Raw genomic sequence first — 21,323 nt, 5'->3', positions numbered from 1 at the left:
AGTACATAAAGTGCCGCTATTTTACAGAACGACGGTCGATCATTCCAGAAACCAGGCCGGGCCATCATGCGGCGATCTCTAGATTGAGCAAAAAAAGACCCTGAGTAAAATCCCCCCAAGGTCTTGGACTTATTGAAAAATAACATGGAAGAAAAACGCCTTTTTATTGTCAGTTGAAGTTAACAGGTAATATTCAAAGGAATCTTCATGATCTTCCCTTACATAAAACGTCGATTGATATTCGATAAAACTCACCAAGGAACCGAAAATTTTTTTTACCGTATGTAAGTTAAACTCTTTCAGTTTGATCACAATTTTATATTGGCCTGCATCCTCATTATACGTAACAGAGGAGTCTTCAATATTCTCTTGCCATGTCATGAAAAACATAGCCTCTATCCAAATTCCTATCTCATATTCTGTATTTAACGTTTTTGATAGCTCCAACAAAACATCCTTAGTCATTCTTTATCAACTCCACACCGGGCTCTTGCGGTTCAAAATATTGCGGATATATGAATTTTATCGGCTTCTCGCAATTTTTCCTTAATAGTAAAAATGTACCTTTATACAAAGTTGCACCTAAGCTCCAATCCCATTACCATGAAAACAAACGACAAAACGGGTTTGGGACTTGTGCTGTGCGGTCCCGGCCCGGGAGGGACGGTGAAGAACGAATGCGGAAAGCGGATTGGCTCGGGCCTTCCATTCAAATCGATCCGGCGTTTGCGTATTACCGGGACCGCTCGGCGGACAGCGTGGCACGGGAGCTGAAGCAGGCCGGATACCGCTCCGTCCGCTATTTCGTTACGCGGGAGGACCGGGTAGACGGGAGGCTGGTGGAAGCGCTGAAGCGCCACGGCTTGTTCGTCTGGGCGATGACGCTGGGCAACGGCACGTACGTCACCGGCCATTTGCCGGCCGGCTGGGAGCGCTGGCGCATGGAGCTGCTGAAGCCGGCCAAGGACGGCTATACCCGCCTCTCGCCTCATAGCGAGGGTTACCTCGATTGGAAACGGCAGGCCTTGGTCCGTCTCGCGCAAGAGCACCCGTTCGACGGGCTGGAAATCGCCGAGGCGTATTTCCCGGAGTGGGACGGTCTGGCAACCGGAACGTACGGGGATGTCGGCCCGCTGGCTCTAGCCGCATTCCGCTCCTACAGCGGAATGCTTCCTCCGGAATTCGTGCATCGCACCTCCCCGGCCTATTACAAAAAAGACCGGGCGCGTTACCGCGCGTGGGTGGAATTCCGCGTCCACGCGGTCAACCGCTTTCTTGCCCGGCTTGTGAACGGCCCCGGCGGTATCCGCGAGGCGCGGCCGGAGCTGCGCATCGCGACGTGGTCCATCGCCGTCGATGCGGGCCGGGACCCGGTCGGCGCCGTGCGCGAGCTGCAGGGCATCGACGCCGGAGAGATGATCGCCGCCGTCAGACCCGACCTGCACGTGCTGCAGACCCATTGGCCCGACTGGATGCGCCGGCGTCTGCCCGCCGATTATGCCCGGCGCTACCGCGCGTTCGCCGAACCGCTGCGCCGCCTGTATCCGGAGCTGCCGCTCGCGCTGCAGACCGATATCGGCTCGCTGCGCCAAATGCGGCGAAGCGCGGCGTGGATGCGGCGGTTCGCCGAAACGGCGAAAGCGCTCGGCTACGCCTCCTGGACCGCCTACGAATATTCCATCGGCGGGTGGATGTATGAGGAGCCGCCCCGGGCGGTAAAGGCGACCCGGCTCGGAAGGGACAGCGTGCGCATCGATTTCAACAAGCGGATCGACGCCGCGTCGGCGGAGCGGACGGAGCATTACCGGATCCGTTCCTCGCAGGGGGAACCGGCGGCCCTCCCCGATTTGAGCGCCGCCGCCGACGGCCAGTCGGTGACGCTGCGCTCGGATCTTTTCCCCGCGGAACCGTTCACCGCAGACATTCGCGGGGTCCGGGATACGCCCGGCCGCTGGCTTGTGCCCGGCTGTCCGGCAAACCTGAGCGACTGCAGCATCGTCGTGCCCGGACTGCGCTAGGGCAAGCGGTGCCCATACTAGCTTTCGCTAAGGCCGCCCGCCCACCGAATCAGCTCTTTAAGCGGAACGGGCAGTCCGAGCTTCTGCATTTCATCGTAAATCCATTTCATGTGATAATCGTACACGACCGCCGGGGCCGCGCCGGCTTCCATTCCGTTTTCTGCCTCCCCGGTTCGGCTTCGTTCCGCCGCATCGGATTCAACGCGGCCATCCGGCTCCAGCTTCAAGCGATGCTCGTCAATCAGCCGCCGCAAAATGATAAAATGCTCGTAAATACGCCGGTACGACTCGATCTCCTCGCCGATCTGGTCCATCGTGGCGCTGAGATCTTTTTTGAGATGGAACTCGTATTTGCACAGCTGATAATAATTCTCCAGGCTGCTGAGCTGGGAACGAAGGCTTTTTAAGTCGGGTTCTTCTCCGTGCTCGGCCATCTGCTCGAACATTTCGGCCATCCGTTTGGCCAGCTCTTTGCGCGCTTTGTTCAGGCTGACTTCATGCCTGGGCGGAAACACGACGTAATTGACGATGACCGCGACGGCGATCCCGATCAGCGTGTCCGTAATCCGGTGAAACCCGTAAGCAAGCGGATTTTCGCCCGTTTTTAGATTAAGCATAATGGCCAGAAATACGATGCACGCGATCGAAACCGACTTGTTCCATTTCAGCAGATTGCAAATGTAGATCACCACCATGACCCCGATGGCGCAGTAAAACGCGTTCCGCGGCTCGAGAAAAGCGAAGCCGGCGCCGACGATCGCGCCGATAAACGTCCCCATCGTGCGGTGTTTGCCCGCTTTAAACGAATTGGTCACCGAATTTTCCATCGAAATAATGGTCGCGATCGCCGCGTAAAAAGGATACTCCAAGTGCAGAAGCTTGGACACGATTAAACAGATGAAGATCGCAATCCCCGTCTTCACATTGCGCAATCCAATGACCCATTTCAATCCAATCAACCCCTAGTTAAACTCAGACCCGTATTATATAGAATGTCTTATATCGCTTCAACTATAAACCGCGGGGAAAAGAGCGTTCAAGGATATTTTTCCGGCCATTTTCAGAATATTTCATGAAAATCCGGCATTTTTTAGTCTATTGCGAAACTACGGCGATATAAGGCATTGAAAAACCCTATAGCGCCGTTACTTTTATCTCTTCCCGAAGCAGAAAACAATTAGATTCGGCTCAAACTAAATAAATTACTAAAATTAATCAATGAACATATAAACTTTTTAAATTGAAACTTCTTGCTCTTTTGCTAAATGACATAGTAATATCGAATAAACACAGCACTCATGCTTATATTTATATAAACTTCGTGAATAACAAGCTAAATTTACACTTAATAATCACATGAAAAAAAATTCCGCAGGAAAGGAGCTGCCTCTTGAAATGAATGCACGCATGGTTTCCATTCTCCAGCATTTGCTGGTTTCCGACGCTCCTGTCAAAAGCGAGTATCTTGCCAAATTGATTCAAGTCAGTTCACGAACGATTCGCAGCGATATTCGGGAGCTGGATGATTTTTTGAACAAGCACGGGGCAGCCATTGAGCCTGTTCGGTCAAGGGGATACGCGCTTAAAATAGCGGATAACCGCGCTTTCCGCGATCTGCTGCAGCAGTTGTTCATCGTAAACGAACCCAATGATCCCGCCTCCCCCGAATATCGTCAAATGCATATCATCAGGCGGCTCCTGATTGCGGATCATTTTTTAAAGCTGGAGGATTTGGCCGAAGAACTGTTTGTAAGCCGCTCCACCCTGAATAATGATTTTAAAGAGGTCAAGCGAACACTTAAGAATTACGGAATCTCGATCGATGCACGCCCCAATTACGGCATCAGACTCAAAGGCGATGAAATGCGTCTGCGCTTTTGCATGTCCGAATTTATCATCAACCGTTCAAGCGGCGAGCAAATCGGCGGATTGGACAACGCGCCGCGCATACTCGCGCCCGGAGAGATGACCCTGATCCGCGGAATCGTTCTGGAACAGATTCAAAAGTTTGGCGTAACCCTTTCCGATGTGGCCTTCAGCAACTTGGTCGTTCATATAGCGATCGCCTGTAAGCGAATCCGCGACGGCAACCAGGTAACCATGCCTTCGGCGGAAATCGCGGATATCCGCAGCAGCGGGGAATATAGGGCCGCTGAGCAAATCGTGGCGCTAATCGGGGAAGCATTGGATATCGTTTTTCCGGAAACCGAAGTCGCCTATATCTCCCTGCATCTGGCCGGAAATAAATGGCTTACGGGGATCAAAGATCAGCAAACCGAGAATATAACGCCGGACAAGCTGCTGGATGCGCAAATCTATGAACTGGGAAAAAGCATTCTGGCCGAAATCGACCGGGACTTGAATTTAAACCTCGGCCATGATTCCGAGCTGCTGATGGGCGTTTGCCTGCATCTGAAACCGGCGCTGAATCGGGTGAAATACGGGATGAACATTCGCAATCCGCTGCTGGACCATGTGAAAACCAACTATCCGCTAGCCTTTCAAGCCGGAGTCATCGCCGCCAAATTCATTGAAAGCAAACTGAATATTGCGATTCCGGAAGCGGAGATGGGATTTTTAGCGATTCACGTCGGCGCCGCCCTGGAACGCAAACGAATAAGCTGCGGACCCAAGCGCTGCCTTGTAGTCTGCACTTCCGGGGTTGGCAGCGCGCGCCTGCTTCAATATAAATTGCAAAACACGTTTGGGGCCCGGCTTGAAGTGGCGGGAACGACCCCATACTACAAGCTTTCGCAGTTTCCGCTGCAAGCAGTCGATTTCGTCGTCAGCACGGTGCCTATTCCGCAGACGCTGCCGGTTCCGGTCGTCGTGGTTCAAACCTTGCTCGGTACAGGCGATATGGATAAAATAGAAGCCCTGCTAAACGGCGCAGAAGAGCACCCTCTTCACTATATTCGGGAAGACCTTGTCTTTCTGAAACAAAGCTTCGCGAGCAAGGAGGAAGTTATTTCGTTTCTGGGAAGACGCATCCATGCGGCCGGCTTGATCGCTTCCGCCGAGGGCTTCATCGGACTGGTCCTGGAGCGCGAACATGCCGCGCCCACCGCTTATGGAAATTTAGTGGCCATCCCCCATCCGATCATTCCGCAAAGCGACGGCACCGTATGGGCGGTTTGCACCCTGAAGCAACCCATTGCCTGGGGCGGCAAGCCCGTGCAGTTCATCTGCTTGCTCAGCATAGACAAGAACGGCGAGGAACCCCCGACGGCCATGTACGACCATTTGATGAGGATCGTGGATGATCCGGAAATCGTCCAGCAGATGCTGGCTTGCGATGCCTATGATGAATTCGCCCGAGTCCTTATGAGACATAACAGCTGATTTCCGCTAGCAGCGGAAAAGGAATGCATACAGAAGTTGAATGTAATCGGATACACTGAAGTTGCAAGAGACAGAGACATACTACGAGGTGATAGCAGTGGATGAGTACCAGGAAATCATTATGGAGATCATTACAAACGCAGGCGTCGCCAAGAGCAAGGCGATGGAAGCCATCCGTCTGGCCCAACGGGGTCAAGCGGAGCAAGCCGCGGAATGTCTGAATGAAGGCAAAGCCGAACTGGTCAAAGCGCATAAGGCGCAAACCCGTTTGATCCAATCGGAAGCGGACGGGACCTCCCATGAGGTCACGCTGCTGATGGTACATGCGCAGGATCATCTGATGTCGGCGATCACGATCCGGGACTTGGCCGAACATATCGTGGACCTTTACAACAAACTGGACCGCCGATGAAAAGAAAACACGCTAAAACTTGCAACGGTTAAGGAGGAAACAACATGAAACAAATTACATTGGTTTGCGCAGCGGGAATGTCGACGAGCATGCTTGTGCAGAAGATGAAAAAGGCCGCAGAGGCGCAAAACCTGGAGGTCGAAATCAGAGCCACTTCCGAAAGTTCCTTTAAAGAGTACGCGGACAAGACGGATGTCCTGCTCATCGGACCGCAGGTCGGTTATCTGGAAGGCGATTTCAAAGCAAAATATGAACCCCAAGGCATCAAAGTAAGCGTTATTAATACGATGGACTACGGGATGATGAACGGGGAAAAAGTGCTTGCCGACGCTTTGGCCCTTTGAGGCAAGCGCTTAATCCGCACAAATGGAAGCGTTCTCCAGCATCTCATTATGAAGCCTTGAGCAGGAGTTGAAAATTTATGAACAATCAACCAAAGTTCTCGCACAAACTGCAAAGAGCGGCCGGGAAAATTCAGCAAAACCGTTACATGAGCGCCATTTCCAACGGGCTGATGTCCACCCTTCCCTTCTTGATCATCGGCGCCTTCGCCACGCTTTTCTCCGCGCTGGCGTGGGAGCCTTATCAGAACTTCATCGCCCCGGTGAAGGGCATTATCGGTCTGGCCTCGACGATGACCACCGGGATTATCGCATTATATGCGGTGTTCTTCATCGCCTACAGGCTGGCTCAAGCTTTCGACAAAGACCCGCTGCTTCCCGCGGCTACCGCCTTGCTCTCATTTTTAATCGTCACCCCCGTACAGACTTTTGATACGGTGCGGGCGTTGCCGCTGCAATGGCTGGGGGCGCAAGGATTATTCGTCGCCATGATCGTCGGCCTGCTCGCCGCGCGCCTGTATATCTGGATCGTCGACCGCAATTGGACGCTTAAAATGCCGGACAGTGTTCCGCCAACCGTGGTTAAAACCTTTTCCGGACTGATTCCCGCCATTCTGGTGGCTCTGGTGTTCGTCGTTGTGGCCGGGCTGTTCATGCAAACGTCTTTCGGCACGGTCCATGAATTTATTTACACGTATTTGCAGGTACCGCTGGAAGGACTCGGCGGATCGCTTGGAGCCTTGATTATCGCCGTGCTGATTATGCAGGCGCTGTGGATGTTCGGCATTCATGGGGCCATCGTTATCCTGGCGATCGTGAAGCCGATTTGGATGAGCCTGGACTTGGCCAATCTCGAAGCGTTTCAAGCCGGAGCTCCGCTGCCGAACATTATCGGCGTCGCTTTCTGGTCCATCTTCTGCAACTATGCGCCGATGCTGGGGTTTGCCCTGCTGCTGGTGTTTATGGCCAAAAGCAAGCAGCTGCGCACCATCGGCAAGCTGGGCCTTCCGGGAACCTTTTTCTCGATTCACGAACCGCTGATCTTCGGGATTCCGGTCGTATTGAATCCTATATTGGCCATTCCGTTTGTGGCGGCTCCGCTTGTGTGCGCGGTGCTTGGATACGCGGCGACTACGGTCGGCCTGTTGCCGGCGCCGATTGGAATTTATCCGCCGTTTGGCACACCTATTGTTGCGCTTGGTTTTATTGAGGGCAGCTGGAAATTGGCCGCAGCGCAGCTGGTGCTGGTTCCGATTTGCATGCTGATTTACTATCCGTTCTTCCGGGCGCTGGACAAACAGCTCTTGAATAAAGAACGCGCAGCCGAGGAAAAAAATAAGCAAGAAGGGTCCGACGTAGCCACAGTAAGTCCGGTTTCCCTATAATAGTATTATAAAGAGGAACAAAACGAAAAACGGCGGGCAATTTACACCATCCGCCGTTTTTCGCCATTACGATAGCTGGAGCGATAGCCTATGATCAAACTTGGAATATCCGCAAACAAACGTTATTTCGTGCATGAGGACACGCCTTTTTTCTATTTGGCCGATACCGTCTGGAGCGCATTTACCAACATTACCCTGGAGGAATGGGCCTACTATCTGGATTACCGCAAGCAGCAAGGCTTTAATGTGCTGCAGATGAATTTGCTGCGGCAATGGGATGCCAGCGGCAGTGAGCTAAAGTATGAGCCTTTCGCCAGCGATGCGGACGGGAGTTACAATTTTTTCGAATTCAACGAATCCTATTTCGACAGGGCGGAAACGATGGTGCAAATGGCGGTAGACAGAGGTTTTGTCCCCGCGCTTGTCCTGTTATGGTGCAATTATATCCCGGACACCTGGGCTGCCAAGCTGCGGGAAGAGAAGAAAATGCCGCTGGAAGCGGTAGAGTCCTACGTCCGCTATGCGGCCAACCGGTTTTCTAAATATTACCCGATCTATGTGATCAGCGGAGATACCGACTTTCCTTCCGAACGCGCCAACCAATATTACTTGACCGCGCTGCGCACCGTGAAGCAGCATAGTCCGCAGTGTTTGACCACGCTGCATATTCAAGGCAGACTGGCGATGTTGCCCGATGAATTTTCCGGCAATCCCGATCTCGATTTCTATATGTACCAGTCCGGCCACAATTCGCAATTTCAAGCAACGGCGTATACGTTGGCCCAGGAATTTTACAATAAGCCTGCGACCCGGCCGGTCATCAATTCCGAACCCTGCTATGAACAGATGGGCTACAGCCGCCGGGTTTACGGCCGCTTTACCCGGACCGATGTCCGCAAAGCCGCCTGGCAAAGCCTGCTTTCCGGGGCCGCAGCGGGTGTGACTTACGGGGCGCACGGGATCTGGAGCTGGCATGAAAAAGGCCGGCGCTTCGGCGTGACCGGCGAAGGCTTCGACAGCCCTTACGATTGGCGGTCCGCGCTAAAATTTGAAGGAGCCTGGGATTACGGGTTTGCCAAACGGCTGTTTGAGCTATACGGCTTGGCCGATCTGCGCCCCTGGAATATTGTGCTGAAGAACACGGAAGAAATCCGCGCGGCCGCCACCGCCGGCTTCGGCAAGATGGCCGTTTATGTGCCGGTCAACACCGTGCTGAAGCTGGATGCCGACCTCGGCGGCTACGAATTTACGCTTATCGACCTGGAGCACCGGCGATTCGCGGTCCCTCAGGTTACCGTCCGCGAGAACATCACGATCATTGAAATGCACGAATTCGAAGCGGATGTTTTGTTGATCGGCAGCAAAAAATGATATTCCCATCTATTGAACGAGAAGAGCCGTGCTCAACACGGTTCTTCTATTTATTATCATAACTTGCAAATTACTTCGTATAAGCCACAAACATATAAGTTTCCCCTTCGGCCAAACCGCTGACGGTATAAGAAGCTTCACCGGAGATCGGGATCGTCTCCCTTACTCCGTCCCAGCCGATAACTTCCAGCTTGTAAGTCCCGTCCGGCAAGCCATCAATGGTAAAGGAGCCGCCGCTATGATCGGTCCAATAATTCAGGTTCTGCCACACCCACATCCATTTGCCGTTTCCGCTAAGCACATATTCTCCGCTTTGCTTGGGATCGAGCGAAGCAAACGACATCCCTCTTGTCGCTCGGATCACGTACTCCAGCGTTTTGCCCCGAGCCGTCGGCACCCACGAATCCGCGCTCAGACTTAAACCGTAATAACCATCGGCGGTCGTCGAATTAAAGAGGCACCACGGAAACGCAAATTGGGTGGCCGGGGTTTGGCCGTCATTTTTCACGACCCCGAGATTATCCCAAATCGCCGTCAGAAAGCCTTTGGCCGCTTCTTCTTCGGTGATCGCGCGTTTCTTGAAGTTGAACTCCGTCGAGTAAAAGTGGATATCCGCCGTAATGCCGGAAGCCTTTTTGACGGAATCAAAGTTGTTCTGTGCAGAATGTTTGTAAGTTCCCTTTATAGGCGCGTATTGAACATCGTAGTAGGTATGCAAATCGATACCGTCGAGTTTGCCGGAATTATACAAATCGGCGATCGCCGGCCCGTAACCTCTAAGGGTAAAATCACTGTGCGAATTCGCTCTGGCAAATCCGCCGGGATTTACTTTCAGGGACGGATCGACCGAATGCACACCGTCCGCCAAACCTTCAAGCGCATTGTGATAATCCGTTTTGGAGATCGCATTTTCCACATCGGGCTCGTTGATCGCCGTATAAATGCTAATCCCCCAGTCCTGTATGCCGCTCTTCTGGGCCCATGTTCCGTTTGGACGGAAACGTTCGGCGAAAGCCTGGCCGATACTGTACCATTTATCGTAGTCGCCGATCGGCAATCCATTGTCCGCATAAGAACCGTAGTATTCGAACAGGATCATCGGCGTAATTCCGTATTTGTAGGCTTGAAGCATCATCTTGTCGAGCCGTTCGGGAGTTGGCGTACCATTCGCATAATAATATTGGGGGTACACGTTGACGCGGGCCATTCCGGCCCCGATAGCGTTAAGCCCCTCAAAACGTTTGGTTTGTGTCGTACTGCCATCGGTGAAATTACCGCCCCCCATCATCGAACCGATATCTTGGGCAGAGGCTGATCCAAGCGCATTTTGGCCAAGCAGCATAATAGCAAGCACTGCAATGAACACCGTAATTTTCCGTTTCATTTCTTCATTTTCTCCTTCATTAGAAAATTTACTAAAATTTACTGACGATTCATTTATCGGATATTTTAGCAAAGGCGTTGATAGTCCGAAATATTCATTTTATTATTTAAATTTATAATTGTTATTTTCTGGTTAAGCATGTATAGTGTATATTAAAATAAAACAATTCAATATCGATCGACACTAGGGGTGCCGCAAGGCTGAGACGAATGCAAATTCGGACCCTTTGAACCTGAACCGGTTAATACCTGCGTAGGGAAGTGGAGAGTTAAGAATGGATTGATGCCTGTCATGGCTTATTTCCCGTTATTGTTCTTAGCCGCCCTCCTGAAGGAGGGCGGTTTTTTGGCGTTTATTTTGGCTAACCACCAAAAACGGCGCTTGGCAAAACAATCGAATAGCCAGAAACCAGGGCTGCCCAAGAAACTCGAGCTCCTGAAAAAATAAGGATACAAAATGGCCTTAGTCCGATGATATCTGTTCATTTAGGAGAAATAGAGTAAATTTATGCCTCTATCTTCCCCCGCCGCAAGGAAATGCCCGTGTTCCGGACCATTCATAGAAAAATAAGTACTTAAAATGCCGCTAACGGAGATGAACAGGCTTGGATTCCCGAAATAAGTACATAAAGAGCCGCTATTTTGAAGGCCGACGCTGCCCCGGTCGTTCCGGCAATCGCCTGTCAAGCAGCGATTTCTAGGTTAAGCCTTTATTTTTAGCATTGAATAATGGAACTGGGAGTGATATCCGCATGATGAACCGTCACCCAGCTTATGCTGCGCCTGAACTTCATCTTATATCGGCCGAGGGAATCAAGAGCCATGAGCTGCTGAGCGTTGCGGCGGCTGTTCTTCCTTATGTCGATTACATTCATTTGCGCGATAAGCAGCTTTCGGCCAAAAAGCAGTTCGAGCTGGTGAAGCTGCTGCGCCAAGCGGGAGTACCGCTGGAAAAAATCGTCATCAACGACCGGCTGGATGTTGCGCTGGCCGCGGGAGCGGCAAATATTCAACTGGCGGGCCACAGTCTTCCGGCAGCTTCCGTACGCTCTCTTGCCCAAGGAATGCGAATCGGATGTTCCGTGCATTCTGCCGAAGAAGCAGCTCAGGCCGCGAGTGAGGGAGCGGATTACTGTCTTTTTGGCCATGTCTATGATTCATCCAGCAAACCCGGCCTTCCCGGGCGCGGGCTTAACATGCTGGCCGAGGTCTGCGCTCGCTGCCCGGTTCCGGTCATTGCCATCGGAGGAATACGGCCGGATAATGCGGGGGATGTCATCCGAAACGGTGCACAAGGCATTGCCGTCCTGTCCGGCCTCCACTCTGCCGCGGACCCAGCGGCGCACGCCAAATCCTATCGTGACGCCATCCATGCCGCGTGGCCCTGAGAGGAGGTGAAAATGTTGCAGGTACATCTAAATGGCAAAGACACCCTGCTGAAAGAAGATTGCGTTACGGTGGACGATTTATTGGCTGACAGCCCGTGGAATAAGGAAAAAATTTTGATTGAGCTGAACGGGACGGTTGTCCGAAAAGAGGCGTATGCCAATACCCGGCTGGCCGAGGGTGATCGCATCGAGCTTGTACATTTTGTAGGAGGAGGCTGATAAGCATGGAAGATGTATTTCACATTGGCGGCAAGGCGTTGTCCAGCCGAGTATTTATCGGAACCGGCAAATATAACCGCAACACGCTGATTCCCGAAGTGATCGCAAGGTCGGGAGCGGAAGTGATTACCGTAGCGTTAAGGCGGGTTAACCCGGACTGGGAGGAGGAAAATCTCCTTCACCATATCCCGCCGCATATGACGCTTTTGCCGAACACTTCCGGCGCCCGTAGCGCCGATGAGGCCATCCGGATCGCCCGGCTTGCCCGGGCGGCGGACATGGGCCATTGGATCAAATTAGAGGTGATTAATGATCAAAGATACCTGCTCCCGGACAATATGGAGACGATCAGAGCCACGGAAGTGCTGGCCGCCGAGGGATTCGCCGTGTTCCCGTATATGAACCCGGATCTGACGGCTTCCTTCCGGCTAAGGGATGCGGGAGCCGTGGCGGTCATGCCGCTGGGTTCCCCGATCGGCAGCAACCGGGGCCTGCGCACCAAAGAGCTGATCGGCATGATGATCGAAGAAGCGGGGCTGCCTGTCATCGTGGACGCCGGCATCGGCCGGCCTTCGGAAGCGGCGGAAGCGATGGAAATGGGAGCCGCTGCCGTCTTACTGAACACGGCGATCGCCACCGCGCGCGATCCGCTTGGCATGGCGGAAGCGTTCCGCGGTGCGGTAGCGGCGGGCAGACAGGCCTATCTGGCGGGATTGGGCCCGGTGCAGCAAGAAGCGGTTGCCTCCTCCCCATTAACCGGTTTCCTGGACGAAGAGGAGCGGACAAGTGAGTTTTTATAACAAACTATTGTCGTTGGAACAGTTTTCCTTTCAGGAGCGCTGGCCGCAATATTCCGCTGCGGATATTAAGCGGGTGCTGGCAAAGCGAAGAATAAATGAAGAGGATCTGCTCGTTTTGCTGTCCCCGGCGTCCGGAAAGCACCTGGAGGAGATGGCGCAGATGGCCCGGCAGGTGACCCGGAGCCAGTTCGGTCATACCGTACAGCTGTTTACCCCGATGTATGTGTCCGATTTCTGCGTGAATCACTGCGAATATTGCAGCTTTAGTTCTATCTACGATTTTCCGCGCAGGAAATTGGATATGCAAGAAGTCGAACAGGAAGCGGCCGCGATCGCCTCTACCGGCATCCGCCATATTTTGCTGCTAACCGGCGAATCGCGCAAAGACTCTCCGGTCAGCTATATTAAGGATTGCGTCAAGGTTTTGCGCGGGCATTTTGCTTCGCTCGGCATTGAAGTGAATCCGATGTCCGTCACCGAATACAGGGAGCTCGCCGAGGCGGGAGTTGACAGTTTAACCGTCTTTCAGGAGGTTTATCATCGGGGAACATACGGGAAGCTGCATATTAAAGGCCCCAAGCGTAATTTTAAAAACCGCATCGACGCGCCGGAGCGCGGCTGTGCAGCGGGATTTCGTTCCGTAAATATCGGCGCTCTGCTCGGCTTATATGATTGGCGGCAGGAGGCGTTTATTACGGCGCTGCATGCCGATTATCTTCAGCAGAAGTACCCCGACTGCGAGATCAGCTTGTCGATCCCGAGATTCCGCCCTTTTCTGGGAGACTTTCATCCGGAATCGGAAGTTTCGGACAGGGCGCTGGTGCAGATTATAGCGGCGTATCGGCTCTTTTTGCCCCGGGCCGGCATCACCTTGTCCAGCAGAGAACCCGCTCTATTGCGCGATAAACTTGTGCATCTCGGGGTGACCAAGATGTCGGCGGGCGTGTCCACGGCGGTTGGAGGCCACACCCGTACGGGAGGAACGCCGCAATTTGAAATCTCGGACGGACGCAGCGTGCCGGAGATTCGCGAGATGCTGTATGAAAACGGGCTGCAGCCGGTTTTTAAAGATTGGGAGATTCTATATAAGTTAAACTAAAATTTGGACGGATAGAGGCAGGCGGGTGAAATGTTCTTCCGATCGTTGTTGTTCCCGGATTTCTTATTATTAACCTAATTTTATTAAAGTAGAAATCCACTTGTCCTGTTCTATAGTTCAACTTATTTAGGTTGAGAGATAGAAAAAGCAGCAGCCCGTGACGAGACTGCCTCATATAATCCATGGTATAATCTTCTCGCTTTACTTACCTACTTAAAAAAAAGAAGTAGGCCCCCTTGGATTTGACGACCTGGGAGCCTAACTTCCACGGTTAAACGAGCCTCCGCCCTTAAAAGCGGGTACTTTGCAAGGAGTCGTGTTACCCGCACGGCTCCTTATTTATCTTAAATGATATGTTCTGATTAATATACAGCAACACCGCAAAACTGCATTTATGTTCGTTTACGTACAACCTCTCCCTTGTCATTTAGCACCTCACCTGGCAGGATATTAATACTCCCACGGTTGAACCGGTATATCGTCCGACCCATGTGCTTATGGTTTAAGATCACAGGGATATGTCCAAAACCTCCGACTCCTTATCGTAGCTTAAGTTTGCTTTTAATCCTTTGGCAACGGCTTGCGCCGGGACATAAGTAACACCTTCGATGATCTTCGGGGCGGCGCTGATCGTCTCTTGGGCACCATTATAGAACACCGTCGCGCTTCCGATGGTCAATGTGATCTTATTATCGTCTTTGGAGACGCCGATCGTTTGGGAATCGGGATCCCAAGTCGTTGACGCCCCCAAACTTTTGGCCAATTCGCGCAGAGGGACGAGGTTCGTATTTTGAATCATGATGGGAGAATGCTCCATTGGCACCTGTTCGCCGTTTACTTTCAACGTCAAATTTGTCGTTTGATAGGCGGGAGCGGCAGGCTTGCCGGCCGTTTTCTTACTCGCCGGCTTTTTCTTTGAAGTAGAACTGCTTTTTGTACTTGACCCGGATTTACTGCTGCCGGCCTTGCTGCTGCCGGACTTGGAGCTTGACCCTCCGCCATTATGATAATGGTATTCCCCGTACTCCAGCCCCCACTTCTCACAGTTGGTCCGGCACGTATGGCCTCCTTTGGAATCCGTACGGCCCGGATGCGCACCAGCAGGGGCCGCGCTTGCCGCGACCATCATGATCGCCATACTCAAGACAACAATACGCTTTTTCATGAATTCTACCTCCCGGATAATTTTTCCTAATTAATAGTAACATAGACCTGGTCAGCCGAATACCGCTTCTAGCTAAAGCTGACCGGAAATTTTACGGTTGTAGCAGCGGCTATTTTCCAAAAAAAGACCTATTCTAAATTCTAACGGTTGCGAGCGTTGTTATTTGCCCGAATCTACGCAAAAATAGCCGGATTTAGGTGAAATAAGCGTCATGGCAACCGTTAGAGTTTGGAATCATTGTATTTGGAACAAATAGCGCTTGTGGCATCCGTTAGAAATTGAACCCTCGCCTTTACAGGCAAGTATGGGCTTTTCATTTCAGGTCCTTTAGCTGCCGCGATCAGGCCAACCGTCGCCGGCCAGGCTACATGTCAACTAGCCAAGCAAGCACCCGACCGACCGGCCAGCAGCAGCAACTAGCCACCGCACCAACTAGACATCCAGTTCACAAGGGCGGCTATAAACAAGCAACTCGGCAAGACTCGGCAATCATCAGAGCCAATTAATCGATTGCCGCACCCGCGCCGGATTCTTTCACTGCCTGCAAGGCGCTCCCCGCTCCAGTTCCCGCCGTGCTTATCCAGTCGGCGATTTCTTCGTTTTTCATCGGTTTGCCGTAGAAAAAACCTTGCATGACGTGACAGCCCAGCTGGGTCAAAAATTCGATGTGCTCCCTGTTTTCCACGCCCTCGGCGACTACATCCAGCCGCAGCTTTTCCGCCATCAAGACGATGGCTTTAATGATAGCGCGCTTGCTGGGGGACTCCAGGTCGTCGATAAACAGGCGGTCCAGCTTGAGCGCGTCGATCGGAATCCTATCGAGCAGCCCGATCGACGAATATCCTGTGCCGAAATCGTCCATGGACACCCGCACGCCCAGTTTCCGCACCGCTTCCAGCTGCCTGACGATCTCATTGATGTCGTAAAGCACCATGGATTCCGTGATTTCCAGCTCCAGCATGTCCGGAGCGAGATCCGCCGCCGCCAGCGCGCTTTGCACCATATCGATCAAGCTATCGGTATGAAACAGGCGCCCGGACAAATTCACGGACACCGGCTGGCGGATGCCCTGACTCTGCCATACCTTGCATTGGCGGCAGGCTTCTTCCATGGTCCAGCGGGTAATCGGAACGATCAGCCCCGTTTCTTCGGCCAGCGGAATAAATTCCGTCGGCGTAACGATCCCCAAACGGGAGTGCTGCCAGCGGAGCAGCGCCTCAAATCCCGCCATCCGGTTCATTTTCACATTCCATTTCGGCTGATATTCGATATAGAACTGGCGCTGCTCCAGCGCAAGCTGCAAATCCTTCTCCAATTCCATTTTGCGGACCTCTTTGACGCCCATTTCATCGGTGTAAATCGAATACTGGTTTTTGCCCAAGCCTTTGGCCTTGTACATCGCCGTATCGGCGGTCTTGAGCAGGACGGAACGGTCGGATTCCCGGATCGAACCGATGCTGATGCCGATGCTCCCCGTGACGTACAGCTCGTTCCCCTCCACCCGGACCACTTGCTTGATGCTCTTTAAAATTTCCCCCGCCAGTTGTTCGGCTTGTTCCCGCTCGCACCCTCTTACGATGAACAGAAATTCGTCGCCCCCGATCCGGAAAGCCTTCCGGTCCGGGCGAACAAACTGCCGCAGGCGATACCCCACTTCCTGAACCAGCAAATCGCCGACATTGTGCCCTAATGTATCGTTAATCGCTTTAAACTGGTCCAGGTCGATGAATAGCACCGCCAAGGTCTCGCCGCCTGTATATTTGTCAAAAAACCGGTTCATCTCGTTGCGGTTGGGAAGTCCGGTGATAGTGTCCATGTACGCCATTTTCTCGAGGACGTGGCGGTCAAAAAACATCGCTCCCCAGGATACCAGCAGGATGATGAATATCGTCACGGTGACGGCAAACAGCAAAAAGATGTCCATGGAGGAATCGCGAGCCATGCTCATGCCCATATCCATGTCCATGGCGGTGTGAAACCGCGCCGCTTTCATTCCCGTATAATGCATCCCGCAGATCGCAAAGCCCATCACGACCGCGGACATCCATTTCAGCCAACTGAACGCTTTCTGGCTGCGGAAGCGCAAGAACAAAAACAGCGCCGCGTAAGACGCGGCAACCGCAATGACCGCCGACAACGCCCACAGCGTTTTATCGTACGACAGCCCCGCCGGCATGATCATCGCTTCCATTCCCATGTAATGCATCGTCACGATTCCGGCTCCCATCATCAGGCCGCCGATGGCAATTTGATAACGCTTGACGTCGTTAGGCATGGTGATATAAAACGCGATAAACGACGAGGTGACGCTGGCCCCCATCGACAGCAGGGTAAGCCAAGCATCGTATTTCACTTGAACATGCAGATGAAACGCCAGCATTCCCACAAAATGCATGGACCAAACGCCGCTTCCCATGACGAGCGAGCCGCCGAGCAGCCAGAACAACCTCATTTTTCCGTCAGAGGACGAAATTTTGGCGGCGATGCTTAATGCGGAATACGACGCCAATATCGCGATGGCTGCCGATAGCGCGACGATATAGTAGTTGTAGCTGCCTTCCATCATCATTTTGCGTCCCGACTTTCTGCGATGTTATCTCTGAAAAATATAATTACTTTATCGTACCACACCATTCTCTACAATTTCTGAACAATAGGTACAACGGCCCAATAAATATGGCCCGTACGCGAACGTACGGGCCAGCGGACTATCCAGCGGACCATCTAAATCATTCCCCGCTCCACAGCTTCACGCGGTCTTTGACGAATTGACCGTACGCCTCCTCCATCTCTTTAACCCCCGCTTTTTCCAGCTCGGCCAGGTAAGCGTCCCAGATTTGGTCGAACCTGCTCGGTTCGGCCATAATCGCTTCCGGGATGCGTTTCCAGGTGATGTCCCGCATTTTGGTCCCGAGAATGGCGGCCGTGCTGTCGCTGGGCAAGGCGATGTTGTAAACGGCCCCGGCCTTTCTTTCCGGGAACTCCTCTTCCTTCGGGAACAGATCGCGCCAATGTTCGATGCCGTAAGCGGCAAGCGCCTCTTTTTCCGGTTCGCTGTAGGTGGCCGTCAGCAGCTCGGGATTCGATTTCGTAAAATAATTGCCGGTCGAATCCTTGATTCCGTCCCCGTAATGAACCATCAGGTTCCAGTATAAGCCGATGCCCGATTCTTTCGTGTAGGCGCTGCCTTGGCTATCCATCTTTTGCTGGATATCCGCCGGGACGACGCGTTTGCCGTCCTGCACCACGTAATCGGTGCCTTCAATGCCCCAGTTGTTGAGGACTTGGCCTTCTTCGGACGCCAGGAAGTCGAGGAATTTGATCGCGGCCACCGGATCTTTGCATTTGCTGGAGATCGCGATGCCGTACCCGCCGTCAAAACCGGCCGGCCAGAAGCTCGTGTCTTTATATTCCTTTGTCAGGGTAACCGGGTAATGCCCGTAAGTCTGATCGAATTTCCCGGCCGCTTTCAGCGCCTGCTGGGCTTCGCCGAAGTCCCAGGCGGGATCGATCAGCCCCAGCACGCGTCCCGAAGCGACCTTCGCTCTGAACTGGTCCGTTTTTTGCACAAAGCTCTCCGGATCAAGCAGCCCGATGTCGTTCATGTGGTTGAGCCAGCGGAAGTATTCCCGTTCCTCCGGACGGCGGAAATGATAGGTGACGTCAAACGTCTCCTGGTTCACGTAATATTCCCCGTCATCCGGCGCGCCGGTCGTCATGAAGCCCATGTTCGTCACCTGGTACATATGCCAATCGTCGGCGTTGAGCGTAAGCCCGATATTTTTGTTGCCGTTCTCGTCTGTAGGGTGCTTGGCCAAATAGTCCTTAATGACCTTCTCGTAATCCTCGACCGTGCGGATTTCCGGATATCCCGCTTCCTTAACGACGCGATGCTGCAACTGGAACCCGCCTTCGGCTTTGAACTTCCGCTCATCCACCGAAGACCAGGTCGGAATCGCGTATATCGCCGGATCGTCCAGGCTGTATTTGATGCGGACGATTTTGTCGCCCAGCATCTTTTTGATATTCGGGGCATGTTTGTCGACCAGGTCCGTCAAATCGAGCACGGCGCCGACATCGATCAACTTGCCGAGATCGGATTTGGCGGCGATCAGATCGGGCACGTCTCCGGTGGCCGCCATGATCGAAACCTTCTGCACGGGATCGCCGACCGCAAACTCCGCATCGAGAATCACCCCGGTTTTTTCCGTAAGCACCTTGCCGACGCGATCCTGCATGTTGTTCCAGTTGCTGCTGGCATCCTCGGAAAAATAAGTCAGGGTGACCGGCCCGGAACCGTTCGGACTCTGGCCGCCGTTTTCAGCCGCCCCGTTCGTTCCGCCCCCGGACGTTCCCGCACTTCCCCCGCCGCAGCCCGCAAGCTGGCCCAGCAGCAGGAACCATCCCAAAAGCAGCGCCGCTGCCTTGGTCTTTTTTGCCTTCCGCATGCGATTTCACTCCTTTTTTGTGTTAAATATCAGCTTTTTACAGCCCCCAAGGTCATCCCTTTGACGAAATATTTTTGCAAGAAAGGATAAACGACCAGGATCGGCACCGTCGCGATGATCGTGATCGCCATTTTGACGGAATCCGGCGACACCTGCGCCATCAACTGGGTCATGTTCTCTCCGCGAATGTTGTTCGCGTTCGTCGTCGTGCTTTGCAGCACCTTCATCAGCTCATACTGCAGCGTCGTCAAAGCATCGTTCGAGCCGTTGTACAAATACGTATCAAACCAGGAATTCCACTGGCCGACCGCCAGGAACAGCGCGACGGTGGCGAGCGCCGGCTTGCACAGCGGCAGGATAACGCGCCAGTAAATCGTAAAATCGTTGGCTCCGTCCAGCTTGGCCGATTCCTGCAGCGCATACGGAATGCCGTCGATAAACGAGCGGATGACGAAAATATTGAATGCGCTTACAAGGCCTGGAAGGATATACACGGCAAAAGTGTTGATCAAATCCAGATTGCGGATCAGAATGAACCCTGGAATCAAGCCGCCGGAAACGTACATCGTAATTGCGAGGTATGTGGATACGAATTTTCTCCCCTGAAAATCGCTCCGGGCCAGCGTATAAGCGACCATGGACCCGCTGACGAGGCCGGCGGCGGTCCCGGCGACGGTCCGCAGGACGGAGATTTTGAACCCGGTCACCAAACCGCCGTAGCTGAAAATCTGCTTGTAATTTTCCAGCGTAAACTCGCGCGGATAGACGGTAATGCCTCCGCGCACCGTGTCCACCGAATCGTTGAAGGAGATCGCCAGCACGTTCAAAAATGGATACAGCGTGACCACCGTAATCAGGGAAATCAACAAATACACCACGCCGTCAAAAATCCAGTCCGAAAGCGGCCTGGAAGCCCGTTTGCCCGCCTTGCCGCTTCTGACGGGCGCCGAGGTTTTGGCCGTTTTCATGTTCACCCCCCCCTTTCCGTTCTACATAATGCTTTCGTTCGTGAATTTTTTGAACGTTCCGTTGGCAATAAACAATAAGAGCAGGCTGATCACCGAGTTGAAAATGTTGATCGCCGTACCAAAGGAATAACGGCCCATCGACAACCCGTAATTAAGGGCGTACAAATCGAGCACCTCCGAATAGTCGCTGACCATATGATTGCCGAGCAGAAACTGCTTCTCGAACCCGATCCCGATCAGATGCCCGATCGACATAATGAGCAGCACGACGATGGTCGGCCGGATGCCCGGCAGCGTAATATGCCACATCTGCTTCAGCCGGCTGGCCCCGTCCACGCGGGCCGCTTCGTACAGCTCCGGCCCGATGCCGGCGATCGCCGCCAAATAGATAATCGCGTTCCACCCTGTCTCTTTCCACACGTCGGCGGCCGTCACGATGCCCCAAAACAGCTCCCCCTTGGCCATAAACTGAATCGGCTGGTCGATCAGGCCCAACTGGACCATAATCGCGTTGACCACCCCGCCGTCGGTGGACAGCATTTTGCTCACGATACCGGCGGCCACGACCCAGGACACGAAATGCGGCAAATAAGAGACCGTTTGCACGAACCGCTTCATCGCCTGAACCCGGACCTCGTTCAGCAGCAGGGCGAACATAACCGGAAACACGAACCCCGCGACCAGGCCCATCAGGCTCATCGCCAGCGTGTTTCTTAACACGAGATAAAAATGGCCATCCCGGAACAAGGCCTCGAAATGCTCCAGCCCCACCCACTTTTGCTCCCAAAAGCTTTTGCCCGGCTTGTAGTTTTGGAAGGCCATCGTCCAGCCCCAGAGAGGCAAATATTGAAATACGAACACCCAGATCACAAACGGAAACGACATCAGGTACAGATACTTCTGGCTCTTAAACACCTTCCACCTTTGCGGCTTCCGCCCTAAACCGCCTCCGGTCCGCGGCTCGGCTGTTACCGTTTTCATTTC

The 21,323-nt window shown here is 53.1% G+C and carries 18 protein-coding genes and 1 riboswitch; of the genes, 10 read left to right on the top strand and 8 right to left on the bottom strand.

The window, feature by feature from the left end; all coding sequences use genetic code 11:
- Nucleotides 1-129: 129 nt before the first annotated feature.
- Entirely contained in the window at nt 130-465 is a 336-nt protein-coding gene (locus DYE26_RS00150) for a hypothetical protein (RefSeq protein WP_036621187.1), read from the bottom strand.
- Between the two features lie 212 nt (nt 466-677).
- On the opposite strand from DYE26_RS00150, the gene DYE26_RS00145 reads away from it, so the two are divergent.
- Nucleotides 678-2,018: a hypothetical protein gene (locus DYE26_RS00145; RefSeq protein WP_036621184.1), complete on the top strand. Its 1,341-nt coding sequence runs from the start codon at nt 678-680 to the stop codon at nt 2,016-2,018.
- 17 nt (nt 2,019-2,035) lie between these two features.
- On the opposite strand, the gene DYE26_RS00140 is transcribed toward DYE26_RS00145, so the two are convergent.
- Nucleotides 2,036-2,968: an FUSC family protein gene (locus tag DYE26_RS00140; protein ID WP_036621181.1), complete on the bottom strand. Its 933-nt coding sequence runs from the start codon at nt 2,966-2,968 to the stop codon at nt 2,036-2,038.
- Nucleotides 2,969-3,413: 445 nt separating this feature from the next.
- Here DYE26_RS00140 and DYE26_RS00135 point away from each other — a divergent pair, with 445 nt between their 5' ends.
- From DYE26_RS00135 to DYE26_RS00115, 5 genes are all read left to right on the top strand, one after another.
- On the top strand, nt 3,414-5,360 hold the full coding sequence (locus DYE26_RS00135) for a BglG family transcription antiterminator (protein WP_036621180.1): 1,947 nt from the start codon (nt 3,414-3,416) through the stop codon (nt 5,358-5,360).
- A gap of 97 nt (nt 5,361-5,457) precedes the next feature.
- Nucleotides 5,458-5,772 carry a PTS sugar transporter subunit IIA gene (locus DYE26_RS00130; RefSeq protein WP_036621178.1) on the top strand — a complete coding sequence of 105 codons (315 nt, stop codon included), beginning with the start codon at nt 5,458-5,460 and terminating at the stop codon, nt 5,770-5,772.
- A gap of 44 nt (nt 5,773-5,816) precedes the next feature.
- Nucleotides 5,817-6,116, top strand: coding sequence for a PTS sugar transporter subunit IIB (locus DYE26_RS00125; protein ID WP_036621177.1), 300 nt, complete (start codon nt 5,817-5,819; stop codon nt 6,114-6,116).
- A 77-nt stretch (nt 6,117-6,193) separates the two neighbouring features.
- Nucleotides 6,194-7,498, top strand: a complete 1,305-nt coding sequence (locus DYE26_RS00120) for a PTS sugar transporter subunit IIC (protein ID WP_036621176.1) — start codon at nt 6,194-6,196, stop codon at nt 7,496-7,498.
- A gap of 90 nt (nt 7,499-7,588) precedes the next feature.
- Nucleotides 7,589-8,869 (top strand): glycoside hydrolase family 140 protein, encoded by a 1,281-nt coding sequence (locus DYE26_RS00115; RefSeq protein ID WP_036621174.1) that lies wholly within the window; start codon nt 7,589-7,591, stop codon nt 8,867-8,869.
- A gap of 70 nt (nt 8,870-8,939) precedes the next feature.
- Here DYE26_RS00115 and DYE26_RS00110 read toward each other — a convergent pair whose 3' ends face one another.
- Nucleotides 8,940-10,253 (bottom strand): hypothetical protein, encoded by a 1,314-nt coding sequence (locus tag DYE26_RS00110; RefSeq protein ID WP_051985360.1) that lies wholly within the window; start codon nt 10,251-10,253, stop codon nt 8,940-8,942.
- Between the two features lie 175 nt (nt 10,254-10,428).
- Nucleotides 10,429-10,529, top strand: a riboswitch (TPP riboswitch).
- 475 nt (nt 10,530-11,004) lie between these two features.
- Between DYE26_RS00110 and DYE26_RS00105 the strand changes: the two genes are divergently transcribed.
- Genes DYE26_RS00105 through thiH form a run of 4 tightly spaced genes read left to right on the top strand, consistent with a single transcriptional unit; the run spans nt 11,005 to nt 13,758 of the window.
- Nucleotides 11,005-11,640: a thiamine phosphate synthase gene (locus DYE26_RS00105; protein WP_115311163.1), complete on the top strand. Its 636-nt coding sequence runs from the start codon at nt 11,005-11,007 to the stop codon at nt 11,638-11,640.
- 12 nt (nt 11,641-11,652) lie between these two features.
- On the top strand, nt 11,653-11,859 hold the full coding sequence (thiS, locus tag DYE26_RS00100) for a sulfur carrier protein ThiS (RefSeq protein WP_051985359.1): 207 nt from the start codon (nt 11,653-11,655) through the stop codon (nt 11,857-11,859).
- A gap of 5 nt (nt 11,860-11,864) precedes the next feature.
- Nucleotides 11,865-12,659, top strand: coding sequence for a thiazole synthase (locus DYE26_RS00095; RefSeq protein WP_036621172.1), 795 nt, complete (start codon nt 11,865-11,867; stop codon nt 12,657-12,659).
- On the top strand, nt 12,646-13,758 hold the full coding sequence (gene thiH / locus DYE26_RS00090) for a 2-iminoacetate synthase ThiH (RefSeq protein WP_036621170.1): 1,113 nt from the start codon (nt 12,646-12,648) through the stop codon (nt 13,756-13,758). Before DYE26_RS00095 ends, thiH begins: the two co-directional genes overlap by 14 nt.
- A gap of 508 nt (nt 13,759-14,266) precedes the next feature.
- Here the strand turns inward: thiH and DYE26_RS00085 are convergent.
- The 5 genes from DYE26_RS00085 to DYE26_RS00065 all read right to left on the bottom strand — a co-directional run bounded on the left by DYE26_RS00085 (nt 14,267) and on the right by DYE26_RS00065 (nt 21,320).
- A complete protein-coding gene (locus DYE26_RS00085) occupies nt 14,267-14,923 on the bottom strand; it encodes a copper amine oxidase N-terminal domain-containing protein (RefSeq protein WP_036621166.1) in 657 nt (218 codons plus the stop codon).
- 502 nt (nt 14,924-15,425) lie between these two features.
- Nucleotides 15,426-17,486: a bifunctional diguanylate cyclase/phosphodiesterase gene (locus DYE26_RS00080; protein WP_082208034.1), complete on the bottom strand. Its 2,061-nt coding sequence runs from the start codon at nt 17,484-17,486 to the stop codon at nt 15,426-15,428.
- A 166-nt stretch (nt 17,487-17,652) separates the two neighbouring features.
- On the bottom strand, nt 17,653-19,161 hold the full coding sequence (locus DYE26_RS00075; RefSeq protein WP_227872844.1) for an ABC transporter substrate-binding protein: 1,509 nt from the start codon (nt 19,159-19,161) through the stop codon (nt 17,653-17,655).
- A gap of 239 nt (nt 19,162-19,400) precedes the next feature.
- Nucleotides 19,401-20,339 (bottom strand): carbohydrate ABC transporter permease, encoded by a 939-nt coding sequence (locus DYE26_RS00070; protein WP_036621161.1) that lies wholly within the window; start codon nt 20,337-20,339, stop codon nt 19,401-19,403.
- Between the two features lie 21 nt (nt 20,340-20,360).
- Complete coding sequence (locus tag DYE26_RS00065) at nt 20,361-21,320, bottom strand: ABC transporter permease (protein ID WP_036627834.1); 960 nt, start codon at nt 21,318-21,320, stop codon at nt 20,361-20,363.
- Nucleotides 21,321-21,323: the final 3 nt, after the last annotated feature.

The sequence above is a fragment of the Paenibacillus macerans genome (assembly GCF_900454495.1).
GTDB lineage: Bacteria > Bacillota > Bacilli > Paenibacillales > Paenibacillaceae > Fontibacillus > Fontibacillus macerans.
Note: the sequence above shows the minus strand (reverse complement) of the source record. Positions and strands in the feature narration are given on the sequence as shown.